16 protein-coding genes are annotated in these 17,366 nt (G+C 66.2%); 8 read left to right on the forward strand and 8 right to left on the reverse strand.

Going from position 1 to position 17,366, the window contains the following annotated elements; all coding sequences use genetic code 11:
• Positions 1-278 precede the first annotated feature (278 nt).
• The gene (locus tag LRS53_RS17660) at positions 279-683 is read right to left on the reverse strand and encodes a response regulator (protein WP_231356759.1); all 405 of its coding nucleotides are present in this window, start codon (positions 681-683) and stop codon (positions 279-281) included.
• Positions 684-931: 248 nt separating this feature from the next.
• On the opposite strand from LRS53_RS17660, the gene betT reads away from it, so the two are divergent.
• Both betT and LRS53_RS17670 read left to right on the forward strand, forming a co-directional pair.
• Entirely contained in the window at positions 932-2,896 is a 1,965-nt protein-coding gene (gene betT / locus LRS53_RS17665; protein ID WP_085984311.1) for a choline BCCT transporter BetT, read from the forward strand.
• 128 nt (positions 2,897-3,024) lie between these two features.
• Positions 3,025-4,095, forward strand: coding sequence for an AbrB family transcriptional regulator (locus LRS53_RS17670; protein WP_231356760.1), 1,071 nt, complete (start codon positions 3,025-3,027; stop codon positions 4,093-4,095).
• Positions 4,096-4,116: 21 nt separating this feature from the next.
• On the opposite strand, the gene LRS53_RS17675 is transcribed toward LRS53_RS17670, so the two are convergent.
• The gene (locus LRS53_RS17675) at positions 4,117-4,377 is read right to left on the reverse strand and encodes a hypothetical protein (protein WP_231356761.1); all 261 of its coding nucleotides are present in this window, start codon (positions 4,375-4,377) and stop codon (positions 4,117-4,119) included.
• Between the two features lie 204 nt (positions 4,378-4,581).
• Here LRS53_RS17675 and LRS53_RS17680 point away from each other — a divergent pair, with 204 nt between their 5' ends.
• The gene (locus tag LRS53_RS17680) at positions 4,582-6,141 is read left to right on the forward strand and encodes a sensor domain-containing diguanylate cyclase (RefSeq protein WP_231356762.1); all 1,560 of its coding nucleotides are present in this window, start codon (positions 4,582-4,584) and stop codon (positions 6,139-6,141) included.
• Here the strand turns inward: LRS53_RS17680 and LRS53_RS17685 are convergent.
• Positions 6,138-7,157 carry a GGDEF domain-containing protein gene (locus LRS53_RS17685; protein WP_160923574.1) on the reverse strand — a complete coding sequence of 340 codons (1,020 nt, stop codon included), beginning with the start codon at positions 7,155-7,157 and terminating at the stop codon, positions 6,138-6,140. The two genes, LRS53_RS17680 and LRS53_RS17685, sit on opposite strands and share 4 nt — an antisense overlap.
• A gap of 341 nt (positions 7,158-7,498) precedes the next feature.
• On the opposite strand from LRS53_RS17685, the gene LRS53_RS17690 reads away from it, so the two are divergent.
• On the forward strand, positions 7,499-8,311 hold the full coding sequence (locus LRS53_RS17690) for an HDOD domain-containing protein (RefSeq protein WP_231356823.1): 813 nt from the start codon (positions 7,499-7,501) through the stop codon (positions 8,309-8,311).
• A gap of 124 nt (positions 8,312-8,435) precedes the next feature.
• A complete protein-coding gene (locus LRS53_RS17695; RefSeq protein ID WP_007162578.1) occupies positions 8,436-8,708 on the forward strand; it encodes a hypothetical protein in 273 nt (90 codons plus the stop codon).
• Positions 8,709-8,763: 55 nt separating this feature from the next.
• Here the strand turns inward: LRS53_RS17695 and LRS53_RS17700 are convergent, their stop codons facing one another.
• Positions 8,764-9,018: a hypothetical protein gene (locus LRS53_RS17700; RefSeq protein ID WP_160923573.1), complete on the reverse strand. Its 255-nt coding sequence runs from the start codon at positions 9,016-9,018 to the stop codon at positions 8,764-8,766.
• Between the two features lie 152 nt (positions 9,019-9,170).
• On the opposite strand from LRS53_RS17700, the gene LRS53_RS17705 reads away from it, so the two are divergent.
• Entirely contained in the window at positions 9,171-9,938 is a 768-nt protein-coding gene (locus LRS53_RS17705; RefSeq protein ID WP_017640922.1) for a hypothetical protein, read from the forward strand.
• A gap of 4 nt (positions 9,939-9,942) precedes the next feature.
• Here the strand turns inward: LRS53_RS17705 and LRS53_RS17710 are convergent, their stop codons facing one another.
• Entirely contained in the window at positions 9,943-10,716 is a 774-nt protein-coding gene (locus LRS53_RS17710) for an SIR2 family NAD-dependent protein deacylase (RefSeq protein ID WP_231356763.1), read from the reverse strand.
• Between the two features lie 196 nt (positions 10,717-10,912).
• Here LRS53_RS17710 and LRS53_RS17715 point away from each other — a divergent pair, with 196 nt between their 5' ends.
• On the forward strand, positions 10,913-12,841 hold the full coding sequence (locus LRS53_RS17715) for an AAA family ATPase (RefSeq protein ID WP_231356764.1): 1,929 nt from the start codon (positions 10,913-10,915) through the stop codon (positions 12,839-12,841).
• Positions 12,842-12,913: 72 nt separating this feature from the next.
• On the opposite strand, the gene LRS53_RS17720 is transcribed toward LRS53_RS17715, so the two are convergent.
• Entirely contained in the window at positions 12,914-14,212 is a 1,299-nt protein-coding gene (locus tag LRS53_RS17720; protein WP_231356765.1) for a flavohemoglobin expression-modulating QEGLA motif protein, read from the reverse strand.
• 90 nt (positions 14,213-14,302) lie between these two features.
• Positions 14,303-14,728, reverse strand: coding sequence for a VOC family protein (locus LRS53_RS17725; protein ID WP_017640917.1), 426 nt, complete (start codon positions 14,726-14,728; stop codon positions 14,303-14,305).
• A 139-nt stretch (positions 14,729-14,867) separates the two neighbouring features.
• On the opposite strand from LRS53_RS17725, the gene LRS53_RS17730 reads away from it, so the two are divergent.
• Positions 14,868-15,752 (forward strand): LysR family transcriptional regulator, encoded by an 885-nt coding sequence (locus tag LRS53_RS17730; RefSeq protein WP_231356766.1) that lies wholly within the window; start codon positions 14,868-14,870, stop codon positions 15,750-15,752.
• Here the strand turns inward: LRS53_RS17730 and LRS53_RS17735 are convergent.
• Positions 15,720-17,330 (reverse strand): inorganic phosphate transporter, encoded by a 1,611-nt coding sequence (locus LRS53_RS17735; RefSeq protein WP_231356767.1) that lies wholly within the window; start codon positions 17,328-17,330, stop codon positions 15,720-15,722. The two genes, LRS53_RS17730 and LRS53_RS17735, sit on opposite strands and share 33 nt — an antisense overlap.
• Positions 17,331-17,366 lie beyond the last annotated feature (36 nt).

The raw sequence follows: 17,366 nt of genomic DNA on the forward strand, positions 1-17,366 counted from the left end.
AGGGTTGGGGTGAGGGCACAGCGCGGTACGTAGCTACTGTGGAAAAGGCTGCGCCGTTTTCCACGCTACGGTGCCAAACGAAGGTAGCCAAACGCCTGCTCGGGCAGCCCCCTCTCCCCCTGGGAGAGGGTTGGGGTGAGGGGCCGCAGCCGCAAGGTTACCCTTGAGTAATTCAGGGTTTAGACCGAGCCGCCTGCATAGCTGCAATCGCGGCCATGGGCCGCTCCTACCGGTCAACTTCGAGCAGTGATGGCGACGCCGCCGGGAAGCCAGCCTCCTCACGCCACCCGACTCTGCCCCAGCGCCTCGTTGACGCAATTGGCCATGTCGTCGATATGCCAGGGTTTGGGCATGAAGCGGGTACGACCGGCGCCGCGGGATACGGTCAGACGGTCGCCGGAGGTGAGGATCACCGGGATATGCGGCCAACGCTGGGAGACCAACTGGGCCAGGGCCTCGCCGTCCAGCCGTCCCGGCATGCGCACATCGGTAAAGAGGATATCGATGCGGGCACCGGTCTGTTCCAGATAGCTCAAGGCCGCATCGGCGGTCGATACGGCCACTACCTGCAGATCTACCAAGGACTCCAGCGCCTCGGTGGCCAACTCCCGCAGCAACGGCTCGTCCTCTACCAGCAACAGTAGTGGACGATAGGAGCCGAGTGGAGAAGATGCTTGAGTCATAACTTACAGACTTTGCCAAGGGGTCACGGTTCTGACCATTCGGCCTGGGCTCGACCAAAGTCGACCACCGGCATAAGCAAGACTTCTAAACGGCAACTTTCAGCGCTTCGCTGACTCGAAGCGTTCACCTCAGGGGTCTCCTGTGGTATTCTTTTTTAATCGAACGATCAATAAAAAAAGAATTCTTTCCCTTTGGCAGTTCGCAAGGAGTCCCCATGAGTGCGACGCCCTCATCCGGCACCGTAAAGCTGAATCCCCCCGCCTTCTATTGCGCGGCTGCAGTGATCCTGCTGTTTTCCCTGGCCGTCATCGGTCGTCCCGAGCAGGCCGGCGCCTGGCTGCTGCAGGCCCAGACCTGGGCCGCCAACACGGTCGGCTGGTATTACCTGCTCGCCATGTCGCTCTATCTGGTGTTCGTGGTGGTCACCGCCCTGTCCGGCTACGGCAAGATCAAGCTCGGTGCCGACCACGACCAACCCGAGTTCAGCTACCTGTCCTGGGCCGGCATGCTGTTCGCCGCGGGCATCAGCATCACCCTGTTCTTCTTCTGCGTCTCCGAACCTCTGACCCACTTCGCCCAGCCCCCCGCCGGCGAAGGGGGTAATCCGGCGGCGGCACGCCAGGCCATGCAGATCCTCTTCCTGCACTGGGGCCTGCACGGCTGGGGGGTCTTCGCCCTGGTGGCCATGGCGCTGGCCTACTTCGCCTATCGCCACAACCTGCCGCTGGCCCTGCGTTCGGCGCTCTATCCGCTGATCGGCAAGCGCATCAACGGTCCCATCGGCCATGCCGTGGACGCCTTCGGCATCATCGCCACCATCTTCGGCCTCGGCGCCGACCTGGGTTTCGGCGTGCTGCACCTCAATGCCGGACTGGACTACCTGTTCGGCATCAGCCACAGCCACTGGGTGCAACTGATCCTCATCGTGCTGATGATGGGCGCGGCCATCGCTGTGGCCGTGTCCGGCGTCGACAAGGGCGTGCGCATCATGTCCGACATCAACATGGTGCTGGCCGTCGCCCTGTTGCTGTTCGTGCTGTTCGCCGGTCCGACCCAGCACCTGCTCAACACCCTGATCCAGAACATCGGTGACTACCTCTCGGCCTTGCCAGGCAAGAGCTTCGACCTCTACGCCTATGACGAGCCCTCCGACTGGCTCGGTGGCTGGACGGTGTTCTACTGGGCCTGGTGGATCGCCTGGGCGCCCTTCGTCGGGCTGTTCATCGCCCGTATCTCCCGCGGCCGCACCATTCGCGAATTCGTCTTTGGCGTCTTGTTCATCCCCCTGGGCTTCACCCTGGCCTGGCTGTCGATCTTCGGCAACAGCGCCCTGGAGCTGGTGCTTGGCCAGGGCATGACCGGTCTGGCGCAGACCGCCCTCACCGATCCGGCCATGGCCTTCTACCAGGTGCTGGAAACCTACCCGGCCAGCCGCGCGGTGATCAGCGTCGCCGTGCTGGTGAGTTTCGTCTTCTTCGTCACCTCGGCCGACTCCGGCACCGTGGTGCTGTCCACCCTGTCGTCCAAGGGCGGTGAAGCCAACGAAGACGGTCCCAAGTGGTTGCGGGTGTTCTGGGGCGCGGCCGTGGCCCTGGTCACCGGCGGGCTGCTGTTCGCCGGCAGCATGGATGCGCTGAAATCGGCGGTGGTGCTGACCTCGCTGCCCTTCTCGGTGGTGGTGCTGCTTATGATGTGGGGCCTGCACAAGGCGCTGCACCTGGAGTCCCAGCGCCAGCGCGCGCGGCTGCACTCCCTGGCGCCGGTGGCGACCAACGGCAAGGCGCGGCACGGCGGCTGGCGCCAGCGGCTGTCCCAGGCGGTGTACTTCCCCTCGCGGGACGAGGTCTATCGCTTCATGGACAGCACCGTGCGTCCGGCCATGGAAGAGATGGTCGAGGTCTCGCGGGAGAAAGGCCTGGTGGTGGAGACCCAGTTCGACGCCACCAACGCCAACCTGCAACTCATCATCGGCCACGGTGAAGAGCATCCCTTCATCTACCAGGTGATCATGCAGGGCTATTTCACGCCTTCCTTTGCCCGCGCCGGCATCGGCGGCCTGCACCTGAAAAATCGTCGCTACTACCGCGCCGAGGTGCATCTCACCGAGGGCAGCCAGGACTACGACCTGGTGGGCTACAACCGCGAGCAGATCCTCAACGACATGCTCGACCAGTACGAACGCCACCTGCAGTTCCTGCACCTGGTGCGCTAACCAGCGGTTTTTTCAGTGACTGAAAGGCCAGTGAAAGCCACAAAGGTCGTATAATCGCCCCAGGGTCGGTCCCGTGCCGGCCCCGGGGTCGGTACGCCTCGCCGGTCCCCCGCCGTTCGGAGACCGCTTTGCCCACCCCACCTGTACCCTCGCCCCATCCTCCCCTGCTGCAATGGCTGACCCTGATCCTCTGCTCCGCCCTGGTCGGGGGCGGACTCAGCTGGCTGCAGGTGCCCGCGGCCCTCTTTCTCGGCCCCATGCTGGTGGCCATCGCCTTCGGCGTCTGCGGCGCCACCATCCGTCTGCCCCGTCGACTGTTCCAGACTGGCCAGGGCGTGGTGGGCTGCCTGATCGCCCACGCCATGACCACCGCGGTCCTGCTCACCGTCGCCGAGCACTGGCCGGTGATGCTGCTGGCCACCGCCCTGACCGTGCTGCTCAGCCTGCTCACCGGTGCCCTGCTGGTACGCTTCGGCGGCCTGCCCGGCAGCACCGCCGCCTGGGGCACCACGCCCGGCGCGGCCGCCGCCATGGTGGCCATGGCCGAGGAATACGGCGCCGATCCACGGATCGTCGCCACCATGCAATACGTGCGGGTGGTCTGCGTGGTGCTGATCAGTGCCCTGGTCGGCCGGCTGCTGGGGGCCGAGGGCAGCGGCACTGGTCATCAGGCCGCGGTGGTCAGCCTGGACGGCCATTTCGCCTTCAATCTCATGCTGACCCTGGCAGTAGCCCTGGCCGGCAGCTGGCTGGGCGGTCGCCTGTTCCCCGCTGGCGCCCTGCTGCTGCCCATCGCCCTGGGTACGCTGCTGCAACTCAATGGCTGGTTGGACATCACCCTGCCTCATCTGCTGCTCGCGGCGGCCTATGGCGCCATGGGTTGCTATGTGGGACTGAGATTCGATCGGGCCACGGTCGCCTACGTCTGGCGCGCCCTGCCCAAGATGATTTTTGCCTCGCTGCTGCTGATCGCCCTCTGCGCCCTGTCGGCGCTGCTGATGGCGAAGCTGATGCACGTGGACTTTCTCACGGCCTATCTGGCGACCAGCCCGGGCGGACTGGATTCCATGGCCATCATCGCCGTGGATGCCCATGCCGATGTTGGCCTGGTACTGGCCATGCAGGCATTGCGCCTGATCGGGGTGGTGCTGACCGGACCGCTACTGGCCCGGCAACTGGTCAAGCTGGCCCGCACCTGACGGAGGATGCGGGCGGAGCGATCAGGCCGAGCGGCGGCGCTCGACCTGGGCGGTGATGTTGTAGCCCTCGGCGGCATGGCCGCGGACCACCACCCGTGCATCCGGATAGAAGCCCTTGAGGCGTTGTTCGAAGAGAAAGTAGATCTCCGCGCCAACCCGGATCTCCGCGGGATCGGTCAGGGTCAGGGAGAAATTGCGTACGGGATCGGCAGCATGCTGCGACTCGTTCTCCTCGATGCGCTGCATGGCGTTTTCGACGATCTGTTCGGCGATCTGCGACATCTGTGACCTCCTGGTCGGGCATTGACAGGGCGCCGTCCCAGCGACGGCCGTATCGCTAATGACCACAGGCGCGGCACGACGATTCGTTCTCTCTGCAAGATTCCGACGAAACTGTAGACTTGTCTGACTTTTATCCCCGTGTAGTGGCGTGAATCGGCCGGCTAGCGGTCTCTTGCACACCGAGGACGAGGAAGCAGCCCCGCCATGGTCGACGCTGACGATACCCCCCTCCCGCCGCGTAATCCGGCCACCCAGCGCCGGGCGCTGTGGCTGCTCGTCTGTGCGGTCGCGGTGATCCTGGCGCTGGAATCCTGGCAGGTGTGGCGCAATTACCAGAACGCCTTCGCCAGTGCGCGCAGCGATGTTGGCAACATTGCCCTGGCGGTGGCCCAACATGCCGATGACGCCATCAAGGAAGCGGATTCGCTGCTGGTCAGTATCCGTGACCGGCTGGAGGATCAACCCCTCGACCAAATGGACCGCCCTCGGGTGCATCGCCTGCTGGCGCGCCAGGCCGCCCTGTTGCCGCAACTGCACGGGCTGTTCATCTATGATCGCGACGGCGGCTGGCGGGTGACCGACAAGAGCAGTGCCCCGCCCCGGGCCAGCAACGCCGATCGCGAGTACTTCCAGTTTCACCGCCAGCACGCCACCGATGTGCTGCACGTCGGCGCGGTGATCGAGAGCCGCAGCACCCAGGAGCTGATCATTCCGGTATCACGTCGCCTGGAGGACCGCGACGGTCGCTTTGCCGGCGTCCTGCTCGCCACCATCCGCCTGCAGTACTTCGTCGACTACTACGAGCGGTTCAAGCTGGATGCCCGGGGTGCCATCACCCTGGCGCAGGATGACGGCACCCTGATGGTCCGCCGTCCCTATGTACCCGCGCACGTCGGCACCCCGCTCGCCAGCAGCGAGCTGTTTCGCCAGTACGTGACCCAGGCGCCCAACGGTAGCGCCCTGGTACGGGCCATGATCGACGGCCGTGAACGCCTCTATGCCTTCCAGCATCTGGAAGGCTATCCATTGGTGGCCCTGGCCGGTATCTCCAGGAGCGACATCCTCGCCAGCTGGCGCCAGGACATGCTGAGATCGGTGACGGTGGTCGGCCTCATTATCGTCGGCATGCTGATCTTCGGCTTCAGCCTGCTGCGCGAGATCCGCGCCGGCGAATGCAGCGCGGCGGCCCTGCGCCTGGCCCACGACGAGCTGCACCTGCTGACCCTCAAGGACAGCCTGACCGGGCTGGGCAATCGTCGCCAGTTCGACAACCTGCTGCCGGTGGAGCTGGCCCGGGCGCAGCGCAACGCGCAGTCGCTCAGCCTGCTGATGATCGACATCGATCACTTCAAGGCCTACAACGATCACTATGGCCATCCGGCGGGCGATCGCTGCCTGCAGGCCGTGGCCGGCGTGGTGGCCTCAGCGGCGCGGCGCCCGGGCGATCTGGCGGCACGCTACGGCGGCGAGGAGATGGTCCTGCTGCTGCCCAATTGCGACGAGATCGGCGCCCAGCGGGTGGCCGCCACGGTCCAGGAACGCCTGCAGGTGCTGGAGGTGGCCCATGCCACCAGTCCTTTCGGTCGCATCACCGTCAGCCTTGGTATCGCCGTCCAGCCGCCTGGTCAATCGCCACCGCCGCAGCCCGCCGATCTGCTGGCCAGCGCCGATGCCGCCCTCTATCGCGCCAAGCACCTGGGCCGCAATCGCACCCATCCACCGCCGGAGACGGACGCCGTCCAGGACCGGTCAGGCCTGCCTTAGCCGCAGATCATGCCGCCGCGATAGTGCACCCGGTCCTTGCCCGCGCGCTTGGCCTGGTAGAGCTCGCTGTCGGCCTGCTTGAGCAGGTCCGAGGGCTGGTAGCCCGGCGCGAAGCGTGCCACGCCTGCACTGAAGGAAAAGCAGGTGCCGGTGCGGGTGTTGCTGCGGATGTCGTCCAGCAGCGCCTGCAGCCGCTGCGCCAGGTGGCGCTCGTCGTCGGGCTTGAGCAGTACCCCGAATTCCTCGCCGCCCAGGCGTCCGAAATGGCCGTCGGGGAAATGCCTGCCAAGGATCAGCGCGGTTTCCTTGAGCACCTGGTCGCCCACGTCGTGGCCGAATCTGTCGTTGATCCGCTTGAAGTCATCGATGTCGAGCATGACGAAATACCAGGACGGGGAGCCCTCACGGCAGACCTGCTCCGCGTCCAGCATCAGCGCACGGCGGTTGCTGATCCCGGTGAGGGCATCGGTTTCCGCCTGCAGGCGATAGCGCTCCTTGAGCTCCAGGGTGGTGGCGACGATACGCACGAAGGTGGCGTTGAGCAGCAGCCCCAGCGCCAGGCTGGCGCCCAGCATCACCGCGAACAGCGGCAGGGCCGCTGCCGTGACGGTGTCCAGCTCGCCATAGAAGAGCAGCAGCCAGACCGCACCGGCGGCGATGCCGTAATCGAGCACATGGGAAAAGAGAATGGTCGAGCCGAGGATGATGACGATGGCCGTGGGGATCATCCAGGCATGGCCAGCCTCGCCCATGCCGAGGATCTGAAAGCGGAAGGCCAGGGCCTCGAACAGCACGAACACCAGGGCGAACAGGCGCCAGACGGCGAAGCGGCGCGCAGTGGTCATCGCCAGGCAAGAGCCGATCATGCCGGCAAAGGCCAGCCAGCCCCACACCGGCACCCCGGCAGTCAGAAAGGGGTTGATCAGCACGCTGATCAACCAGCCCAGGATGCCGGTGCTCTGCGCCAGCACATTGGGCAACTGCAGCATCTGGCGGATATGAGTCTGATAAGTCATTGCACAACTCGAACGCCAAATTTAGTGGCCAACCGATATCACCGGATGCTATCCCATTCGTGGCCCGTCGTCGGCGGAAAGCGGACTCAAGCAAGACAATAGACGTCTGAACATCGCACTGCTGGTGACAAGACCGCATAGGACGACGCCTGCGAGCAGACTGACCAAACGGACGGCGGCGAAATGACGCCATCGGTCAGCTCACTCTGCGGACCGGCGCGCCCGTCCCGCTAAGCTCTTCGCTTCGGGAGTTTCGACTAGGCTTGGCAGTGCCCAGGCCGTCGTTCATGCTTCCAAGGCTTTATCAGCTTCCACTACCGGTATAGAACAAACCAGGCGCCATCATGGAAATCGATGCTCTGTTCGATCACCTGCATACCCTTCCCAGCATTCCCAAGGTGGCTCAGGAGCTGATCCAGCAATTCGACGATCCGGACAGCAGCATCGAAGACGTGGCCCGCAATCTGGCCCTGGATCCGGTGCTGTCGGCGAAGGTCCTGCGCCTGGCCAATTCGGTGCGCTTTCGTGGCGTCCGTCCCTCCACCAGCATCGAAGGCGCGGCCATCCGTCTGGGTTTCGACGCCCTGCGCACCCTGGTGCTGGCCTCGGCAGTGACCGCGGCCTTCCGCCACAATCCCAGCTTCGATCCGCGGGATTTCTGGCAGCACAGTTTCGATGTGGCCAGCATCTGCCGCGTTCTCGCCCGCCAGGCCGGCGCCGATCCCGAGACCGCCTTTACCTGCGGCATGCTGCACAGCATCGGCGAGTTGCTGATCAAGACGGCGGCGCCCGACATCGCCGCGCGCATCGACGCCGAGCAACGCGCGCCGGTGCCCGCCGACCAGGCCATCGGCTTCGGCTACCCCGAGGTGGGCGCGGAGCTGGCCCGCCGCTGGCAACTGCCGGTGGTGATCCAGCATGCCATCGCCTACCAGCTGCATCCCCAGGATGCACCCGAGGATTCCACCCAGGCGCGGATGGTCGCTCAGGCCCGGCTGGTGTCCTCTGTCCTGCGCCGCCACGGTGGCATCAATGACCAGGCCAAGGCCGCCCTGGCCAATCCCCTGCTGGAAGGCGTGGATCTGGATCACCTGCTGGGCGAGTTGCCCGAGGTCATAGAGGCGGACAAGGCCTTTGGCACCCTGATCAACTGACCGGCTGTCCCGTGCGCAGGCAAGGCCACCGCCTGCATCACAAATCTGCCAGTCGGTCATGGCGAAAATCGAACGGGCACCGCAAGAATCGGTCGAAGCGTTATAGCTGACAGGAGTGATTGCGATGGCCGAGCCGCTGAAGTTCACGGATGCGAACACCATTATCAAGGGCGCTTTTCAACCGATGCTGTGCGCCATGACCGCCCAGGATCCTGCGACCTTCAACGTCGAGGTCTATGCACCCAACGGCACGGCCCTCTTGCAACGCCGCATCGCCCGGGTCGACCTGTTGGACAACTCCCTGCTGGAAGCCTTCATCTGCGACAGCCGCGCCCGTATCGAGCGGGCGACCCATGAGCGACTCGACTGGCAGGTGCGTTACACCCGCGCCTCCTGAGATCGCATCGAGCGGTCGAACAAAGGCGCCCCGCGAGGCGCCTTTCGTTTGTCCATCAATCGTTAAGCACGCGCTTCTGCTGACTGCCCTGGGCCTTGGTGGCAGGCGTCTTGTCGGCCTTCTTCTGGGTGGACGGCTTGGCGCTGGACGTGTCGTCGGCGCTGTCTCTGTTGCTGGTGTTGGAGCTGCCGGGCGCGCCGATGCCGTTGCCGGTCACTCCAGCGTCGTTGTTGCTGCTGGCGGCCAGGCTGGGACCGGCCACCAGGGCCAGGGCAGCGCTCAGGGCGAGGATCAGCGGGGTCTTGCGCATCTTGGTGTCCTCCGGCCGCGAAAGGAAGGGTGTCGCGGGCTGCACCCTGCCTGATTAGGCCAAAGGCCGGGCCAAGCGTTCCCACCTTCCTATAGACTAACGGCCATCCCGCCGCGCCTCGAAAGGTCCGGCCGTCGTATTCAGGAGTTGCCGTGAAGCACCGTTACCTCATCGTCGATCGCACCGCGCTCGATAGCCCTGCGCTGTTCGACTATCTGGCCGAGGCGCCGCAGCACCGCGTCATCGTCTCCGGCGGCACGGCCGAGCAACTGTTCGCGGCGGAGCTCTGGCCGCGCCTGCGCGAGCGCCTGGCGCCCCATGCCGAACGCTTCTTCTTCGCCGACTCCAGCGGCCCGCTGCTGCAGGCCGAACTGGAGGGCCGCAAGCCCGGTCTGCTGGATCGCGAGTTGACCCTGGCCTTCAAGCAGGCAGTGACCGCCGATGCCGAGGACGATCGCGTTCTGACCCGTATTCGCCGCGAACTGCTCGATACCGATGACGACTACCAGGCCAATCGCCGCATCTTCCTCAACAGCCTGCTGGGCCAGATGCGCCGCGCCCTGCCGGCAGGGGCAGTGACCGCCGGCAACTGGCAGGACGCCGTCCGCCAGGCCATCGCCGCGGCCCAGCAGGGGCTGGCCAAGGGCTTCGCGCCGGGTCTGGCCGATGCGCCCTTCAAGGTCTTCCTCAAGGCCTACCCGCTGGCGGCGCGCTATGTCGCCCAGCTCGCCGTGCTGTTGATCACCGCCGGGCGCCAGGACAACGACGTCCTCATCGATCGCTTCGTCGCCCAGGATCCGGCCCTGGTCGCCACTCTGTTCGATGGGCTGCTCACCGAAGACGACGACCAGCGCCAGGCCTACACCGCGCTCAAACGCACCCTGGATGCCCTGGGGACCGGCGGTCAGGCGTTGCACTAGGTCTCTAGAGACGCTCCAACAGCGCCGGCAGGATCACCCCGGCGGCGCCCAGCAGTTGCCAGTCGCCACTGAAATCCGCTGCCGGTTGCGGATCGATGCGCACCACCGTGGCGCCCTGCTGGTGCGCCACCTCCGGCAGACTGGCCGCCGGCTGCACCAGTCCCGACGTGCCGACCACCAGGCAGAGGTCGCAACGCTCGGCCAGCGCCCAGGCGTTGGCCAGGGCCGCCTCGGGCAGGGACTCGCCAAACCAGACCACCCCAGGCCGGGCCAGACCGCCACAGTAGGCACAACGTGGTGGCGCCACGAGCTGATCCTCGGCTTCCGGCAACGCCGGCGCTGCCAAGGGCCGCGCGCATTCGAAGCAGCGCGGCGCATGCAGGCTGCCGTGCAGATGAATCACCTCGCCACTGCCCGCGCGCTCGTGCAGGTCGTCGACATTCTGGGTGACCAGGCCCAACCGCCCGTGCCGGCTACCCCAGTCCGCCAGGGCGCGATGCGCGGGATTGGGCTGGGCCGCCAGCACCTGGGCACGGCGCCACTCGTACCAGCTCCAGACCCGGACCGGGTCCTCGACGAAGGCTGCGGCCGTCGCCAGTTGCGCCGGATCGAAGCGCGCCCACAAGCCGGTCAGGGCTTCGCGAAAGGTGGCGATACCGCTTTCCGCCGACACGCCGGCCCCGGTCAGCACCAGCACCTCGTCGGCCTGGCGCAGGCGGTCGAGCAGCACCGGCGGTAAGGCGCCGAGGCCGTCTCGGCAATCGATGGGATCGGGCATGAAGGCGTTGGCTCCTGACATCTGCGGCAAAACAACAGGGTCTTGCGGACCGCGGAAAAGGTCGAAAGCGTGACGATACTCGACGGATGGTGAGTCCACTCATCGTTTTCCAGGGAACTGAGGTTCACCCTTTTCGCCACAGGCCGATAATCCGGGAGTCCGCGTCCGATGTCGCTCCTACCCTAACGGTATGTGAATGAAGAAGTCCGTCGTTTCCAAGTATCCGCGCCTGCTGATCGCCGGCGTTCTCGCCCTCGTCACCCTGGTCAGCCTGGCCTGCTGGTGGTGGCTCAAGCCTTCCACTCCGGCTCCGACCGCCACGGCCATGCTCGCCAGCGTGCAGCAGGCCCCCGAACACTGGACCCAGGAGCCCCGCGATTTCTCCGTACTGCTGGCCGATCTGCGCGCCGGCGTCATCAGTGGCGCCGTGATCGGTGACCGTACCCTCTACGTCGACACCACCCGCGGCGAGCACTACGCGGTGACCGATAATGGCGGTCGCCTGACCGACCGGTTGCTGGCCGATTACGCCACCCAGGCCGAGCCGCTGTTTCCGATCGCCACCTGGAGCGAGTCCGGCCAGCGCCACCCCTGGCTGGATGCCCTACTGTTCAACCTGCCCGGCTATCTGCTCCTGCTGCTGCTGGCCGTGCCCCTGGCGCTGCGTTTCGCCAGCCCCTTCAAGCTGCACCGCAAGGGCACCGGCATCTCCTTCAAGGATGTGGTCGGCGCCGCCGAAGCCAAGCGCGCCCTGGAAGACGTCACCACCTGCTTGCGCAATCCCGAGGCCTTCGCCGCTCTGGGTGCCCGTCCGCCCAAGGGCGTGCTGCTGACCGGCGAACCCGGCACCGGCAAGACCCAGCTGGCCAAGGCCCTGGCGACCGAGTGCAACGCCCACTTCATCCAGGTGACTGGCAGTGATTTCTCCTCGATGTTCTTCGGCGTCGGCATCCAGAAGGTCAAGTCGCTGTTCCGCACGGCGCGCAAGAAGGCGCCCTGCATCATCTTCATCGACGAGATCGACGGTATCGGTCGCCGCGCCGAGCAGTCGCGTTCCAGCGACGCCGAGGCCAACCGCATCATCAACCAGTTTCTCACCGAACTGGACGGCTTCGACGGCACCAGCGGCGTACTCGTCCTGGGCGCCACCAACTTCGCCGACTCCCTGGATCCGGCGCTGCGCCGCGAAGGCCGCTTCGACCGCACCATCGCCGTGCCGCTGCCGAGCCTGGAAGACCGTCGCGCGCTGTTCGAACTCTATGCCGGCAAGCTGCCCTGCGCAGGCGAGCTGGATCTGGCCGCCCTCTCCCGCGGCACCGTGGGCCTGACCCCGGCGGCCATCGCCTACATCAGCAACCACGCCGCCCTGCTGGCCGCTCGCGAGAACGCCAGCGCCGTGACCATGGCTCACTTCGTCGAGGCCATCGAGACCTGCCGCATCGGCGAGCAACCGGTCGGCGTCACCCCGCTGGGTTCGGCCGAACGCACCCGCATCGCCGTGCACGAAGCCGGTCATGCCCTGGTCGCCGCCGTACTCAATGTCGGTCGGGTGGAAAAGGTCACCCTGCTGCCCCGTGGCCAGGCCCTGGGCGTCACCCTGATCACCCCCACCGAAGACAAGCGCCTGCACCTGAAGTCGGAACTCGAAGGCCGTATCCAGATGCTGCTGGCCGGCCGCTGCGCCGAGCAGCTGTACTTCAACGAGGTCTCTTCGGGTGCTGCCCAGGACCTGCAGGAAGCCTCCAAGCTGGCGCTGTCCATGGTCGCCTCCCTGGGCATGGGCCCGAGCGGCTCGCTGCTCAGCCTGCAGGCCCTGCGCGACGCTGGCATCGACTTCGACGCCGCGCCCAGCATCGCCGCTGCCGACCAGTTGCTGCACAGCCTGGATCATCGCTGCCTGGCGCTGATCACCGAACTCAAGCCGGCGCTGGACGACATCACCGACCAGTTGCTGCGCGACGAGACCATTCCCGGCAGCGCCGTGGCCGAAGCCATCGCCCGCGCCAGCGGCCTGGAAGCCTGCGGCGCCCTCAACCGTGCCCTGGCCTTCGTGCCGGAACGTTCGACTGACCCGCGCGCGGGTGACGGCGAACGCAGCATCGCGGCGGCCTTCAAGGGCGAGTGATACCCGCGACGCCTTGAAACGCAAAAGCCCCGGTCCGCCGGGGCTTTTTCATGTCAGCGCCTGAACAGGCTCCTAGAGGATATTGGCGTAATCCGCCTCTATCCGATCCAGACTCAGGTGGTTGAGGAAGTTGGAGAAGCACATCCAGGCCGCCAGGGCGTTGAGGTCCTGGAATTGCGCGGGCAGGTACTTGGGCGGTACCACCACGCCCTCGTCCACCAGCTGGCGCAGGATGCGCATGTCCTCCAGGGTGGTCTTGCCGCAGAACAGCAGCGGGATCTGTTCCAGCTTGCCCTTGCGCACCGCCAGCTGGATGTAGTTATAGATCAGGATGAAGCCCTTGAGATAGGACAGGTCCTTGGTGAAGGGCAGCCCCGTCGGCGTCGAGCCGCGAAACACCCGGCTGGCGTTCTGGTAGCCCGACTCCAAGTCGTAGCCCTGCTCCTGGAAGAAGCGGAACACCTCGAGGAAATCGGCGCCGTCCTCGGCCAGGTGGATGGCGCGGGTGCGATTGGTCAGCTTGCGCAGCCGGGTCGGATAGGAGGCGAAGGCGATCACCTCCATGAGGATCGCCAGGCCTTCCTGGGTCACGGTGGACGATGGCGGGCCCTTGGCCAGGAAGGTGCAGATCGGCTGGTTCTGGCCATTGAGGGTGGTGCCGACGTGCACCAGGCCCTCATGGACCTCCAGGGCGCGCACGTCACGCTCGTTGAACAGGGCGTCGGCACGCACCTTGATGTAGTCGGCGCCCGCCGCGGCGTCGGCGACGATACCGTCGGACTCGAACACCCGGATGGTGCCTTCCGTCTCGCCAAAGACCCGATTCAGCCGTTCCTGCAGGATGGGCACGGCGTCCTTGGCGGTCAGGGTCTTGGGCTCATCCTCCAGGGCACCTCGATGGGCGATGTTGTCCAGGTAGCTGGACATCATCATGCCCAGGTCGGCCAGGGTCGGATCGCCGGCATGGAAGGCGTCCGAGGCAGCGCCATAGAGCTCCTGGGAAATCAGCCCGAAATCCGGGGTGCCGCGCGCCTGCAGCATGCGGATCACCATGCGGTATTCGCGGCACATGCGCCTCATGATCTGGCCGACCGGATTGAACTGGCCGAGCTGGCGGGTGACCTCGCGCTCGATGCTCTGGAATTCGCCCTTGAGCGCATCGCCGTCGAAGCCCAGCGGGCGTCCCTCGTAGAAGGCGCGATCCACCGCCGGCAGGCGCTTGCCCTTGCCCTCCAGGAAACCCTGGCGCACCTCGTCGTCCCACTTCACCGCATCGAGGATGCGGATCGGCGCCTGGGCCGCGACGATGCGATCGGACAGCTGGCGGATGGTCTGGTGGTAGGGATCGAGGAAGGGCTGGCGGGCATTCATGACGGCGACCGGGCGACGGGCAAGACCTCAAGGATGGCCGCTGCCGCGTCTTTTGCCTAGGTTTAGCGACGGCAGACCGGCCGAGCCGCGCTATTTGGCGAACAGCTGGCTCATGTCCTTGAAGGCCTTGAACTCCAGGGCATTGCCGCAGGGGTCGAAGAGAAACATGGTGGCCTGCTCGCCGACCTGGCCCTGGAAGCGGATATAGGGCTCGATGACGAATTGGGTCTCGCGGGCGCGCAGACGGTCGGCCAGGGCTTCCCACTCGTCCCAGCCGAGCACGATACCGAAGTGCGGCACCGGCACGTTGTGGCCGTCCACGGCGTTGGTGTGAGCCTCGTCCTGAGACGCGGTCTTGGGGTGCTCGTGGATCACCAGCTGGTGGCCATAGAAGTCGAAGTCGACCCAGTGGTCGCTGGAGCGGCCTTCGGCGAGGCCGAAGACATCCCCGTAGAAGTGCCGGGCGGCGGCCAGGTCGTAGACGGGGATGGCGAGGTGGAAGGGCGACAAGGCCATGGCGGGAAATCCTGTTTGGGGCGGAATGTCGCCATTCTGGCCTCAGGTTTTCCTGTGCATAAAGCGCATTTTCCTGCCTCCGAGCGACAAAAATTTTGTGGCTCGTTACAGTGGTCTCCCCTGACTTCAGGCAACCGCCATGCTTCGCGAACTCAAGACCCTGCTCGCCGTCGCGCGCCACGGCAGTTTCGCTGCGGCCGGTCTGCATGTGGGGCTTACGCCCTCGGCGGTCAGCGCCCAGATCCGCAACCTGGAACAGAATCTGGGCGTGGACCTGTTCGACCGCAATGGCCGCAGCGCCCTGCTCAATGCCGCGGGACGCCGCGCCTTGCCGCTGGCCGAAGAGATTCTCGCCACCTATGCGCGCATGGCGGGCGCCGGGGACGAGATCCAGGGCGAGTTGCGCATCGGCGCCATCGCCAGCGTCCAGACCGGCCTGCTCCCCGGCACCCTGGTGCGGCTGCGCCAGCGGGCGCCACGTCTGGAGCCCCGCCTGGTGCCTGGGGTATCGCTCGCCCTGCTCAGCCAGGTGGACGCCGGCGAGCTGGAACTGGCCATCCTCATCCGCCCGCCCTTCGAGCTGCCCAAGGAGTTGCACGCCACCACCTTGTTGCAGGAACCCTTCGTGCTGATCGTCCCGCCAGGGCTGACAGGTGACGATCCGCGCCTGCTGCTGGAAACTCAGCCCTTCATTCGCTACGACCGCCACTCCTTCGGCGGGCGCCGGGTCAGCGCCTTTCTACGCGAGCAGCGCCTGACGGTGCGCCAGGTGCTCGAACTCGACGAACTCGACGCCATCGTCAAGATGGTGGAGCACGGCCTGGGGGTGGCCCTGGTGCCCTGCGCCGGCCTCTGGCTGGAGCATGCGCGGGTGCGCCGGCTATCGCTCGGCGCCCTCACCTTCCATCGCGAACTGCAGGTCATCACTCGCCACGCCGGACGCGATCTGCCGGCGGTGGCGCTGTTTCGCCAGTGCCTGACCGAGGCCGTGTCAGAACAGCTGCACCAGCAACCAGTAGAGTGAAGCGGACAGCGCCATGGCCACCGGCAGGGTGAGCACCCAGGCCAGCGCCAGGTTGCGCACCGTGGCCCACTGCAATCCGGAACCGTTGGCGGCCATGGTCCCGGCCACCCCGGACGAGAGCACATGGGTGGTGGAGACCGGCAGGCCGAAGGCGTCCGCCGCGCCGATGGTGCCCATGGCCACCAGTTCGGCCGAGGCGCCCTGGGCATAGGTCAGGTGGGTCTTGCCGATACGCTCACCGACGGTGATGACGATGCGCCGCCAGCCGACCAGGGTGCCCAGGCCCAGGGCGATGGCCACCGCCACCTTGACCCACAGCGGGATGAAACGGGTGGCCTGGTCGATCTGCCGCTTGAATTCCTTGAGGTCCTCCTGCGCCTTGGGCGCCAGCCCCGGCAGGTGCTCCTTTTCCAGCAGGCGGATGGATTCCGACGCCAGGTACATGGCGTTGCGCACGTTGGGCATGCTCTGCGCCGGCACGTTGTTGAGCGCGCCGTACTGGCGCACCTCGCGGGCGATGTCGTCGGTGATGGCCGCCAGCGCCGGCAGCACCTCGGGATTGCTCTGCCGCTTACGCACGAATTCCAGCAGCACCCCATGGGGATCGGCCGGTGCGGCCTGGGGCGCCGCCTGGCGCAGCCCTCTGGCGGTGACCTCGGCGACGGCGGCAAAGGCCGGAGTGGCGGTGGCCGGTACGGCTCGATTGAGCGCATAGGCGGTCGGCAGGGCGCCGACCAGGATCAGCATGATCAGCCCCATACCCTTCTGGCCGTCGTTGGAGCCATGGGCGAAGGATACCCCGGTGCAGGTCAGAATCAGCAGGCCGCGGATCCAGGGCGGCGGCGGCTCGGCGCTTTTCGGCTCCTGATAGAGTGTCTGGTCGCGCACGATCCGCTTGAGCAGCACCAGCAGCAGCGCCGCGCAGACGAAGCCGATCAGCGGCGAGAACAGCAGCGCATAGCCGACCTTGGCCACCTGGCCCCAGTCCACACCGCTGCTGCCATCCAGGCCGCCCAGCCAGGCATGCATCAGGCCGACGCCGATGATGGAGCCGATCAGGGTATGGGACGAGGACGCCGGCAACCCCAGCCACCAGGTGCCGAGATTCCAGACGATGGCGGCGATCAGCAAGGCGAAGATCATCGCGAAACCCTTGCCCGCGCCCATCTCCACCACCAGGTCCACCGGCAGCAGGGCGATGACGCTGAAGGCCACCGCACCGCTGGAGAACAGCACCCCGAGGAAGTTGCAGAAGCCGGACCAGAGCACCGCCGCATTGGGCGGCAGCGAGTGGGTGTAGATGACGGTGGCCACGGCGTTGGCGGTGTCGTGGAAGCCATTGACGAATTCGAAGCCGAGGGCGATCACCAGCGCCAGTGCCAGGCCGGCGAAGGGCAGCCAGGTGGTGGGCGGCGACTGGGCATCGCTGACATCGTTATGGATACCGCCGAGGGTCACGGCCAGACCGGTCAGCAGCAGCACGATGAACAGCACGATCCGCAGCGGACCGGGCTTGCGCGAACTGTGCAGGGGATGGGACAGTGGCGACAGGGAGGCGGCTGGACTGGACGAAGGCATGGGACGAACTCCGACACGGGATCTGGCTACCCTGCG

Source organism: Pseudomonas sp. PLB05, assembly GCF_021106615.1.
GTDB lineage: Bacteria > Pseudomonadota > Gammaproteobacteria > Pseudomonadales > Pseudomonadaceae > Chryseomonas > Chryseomonas benzopyrenica.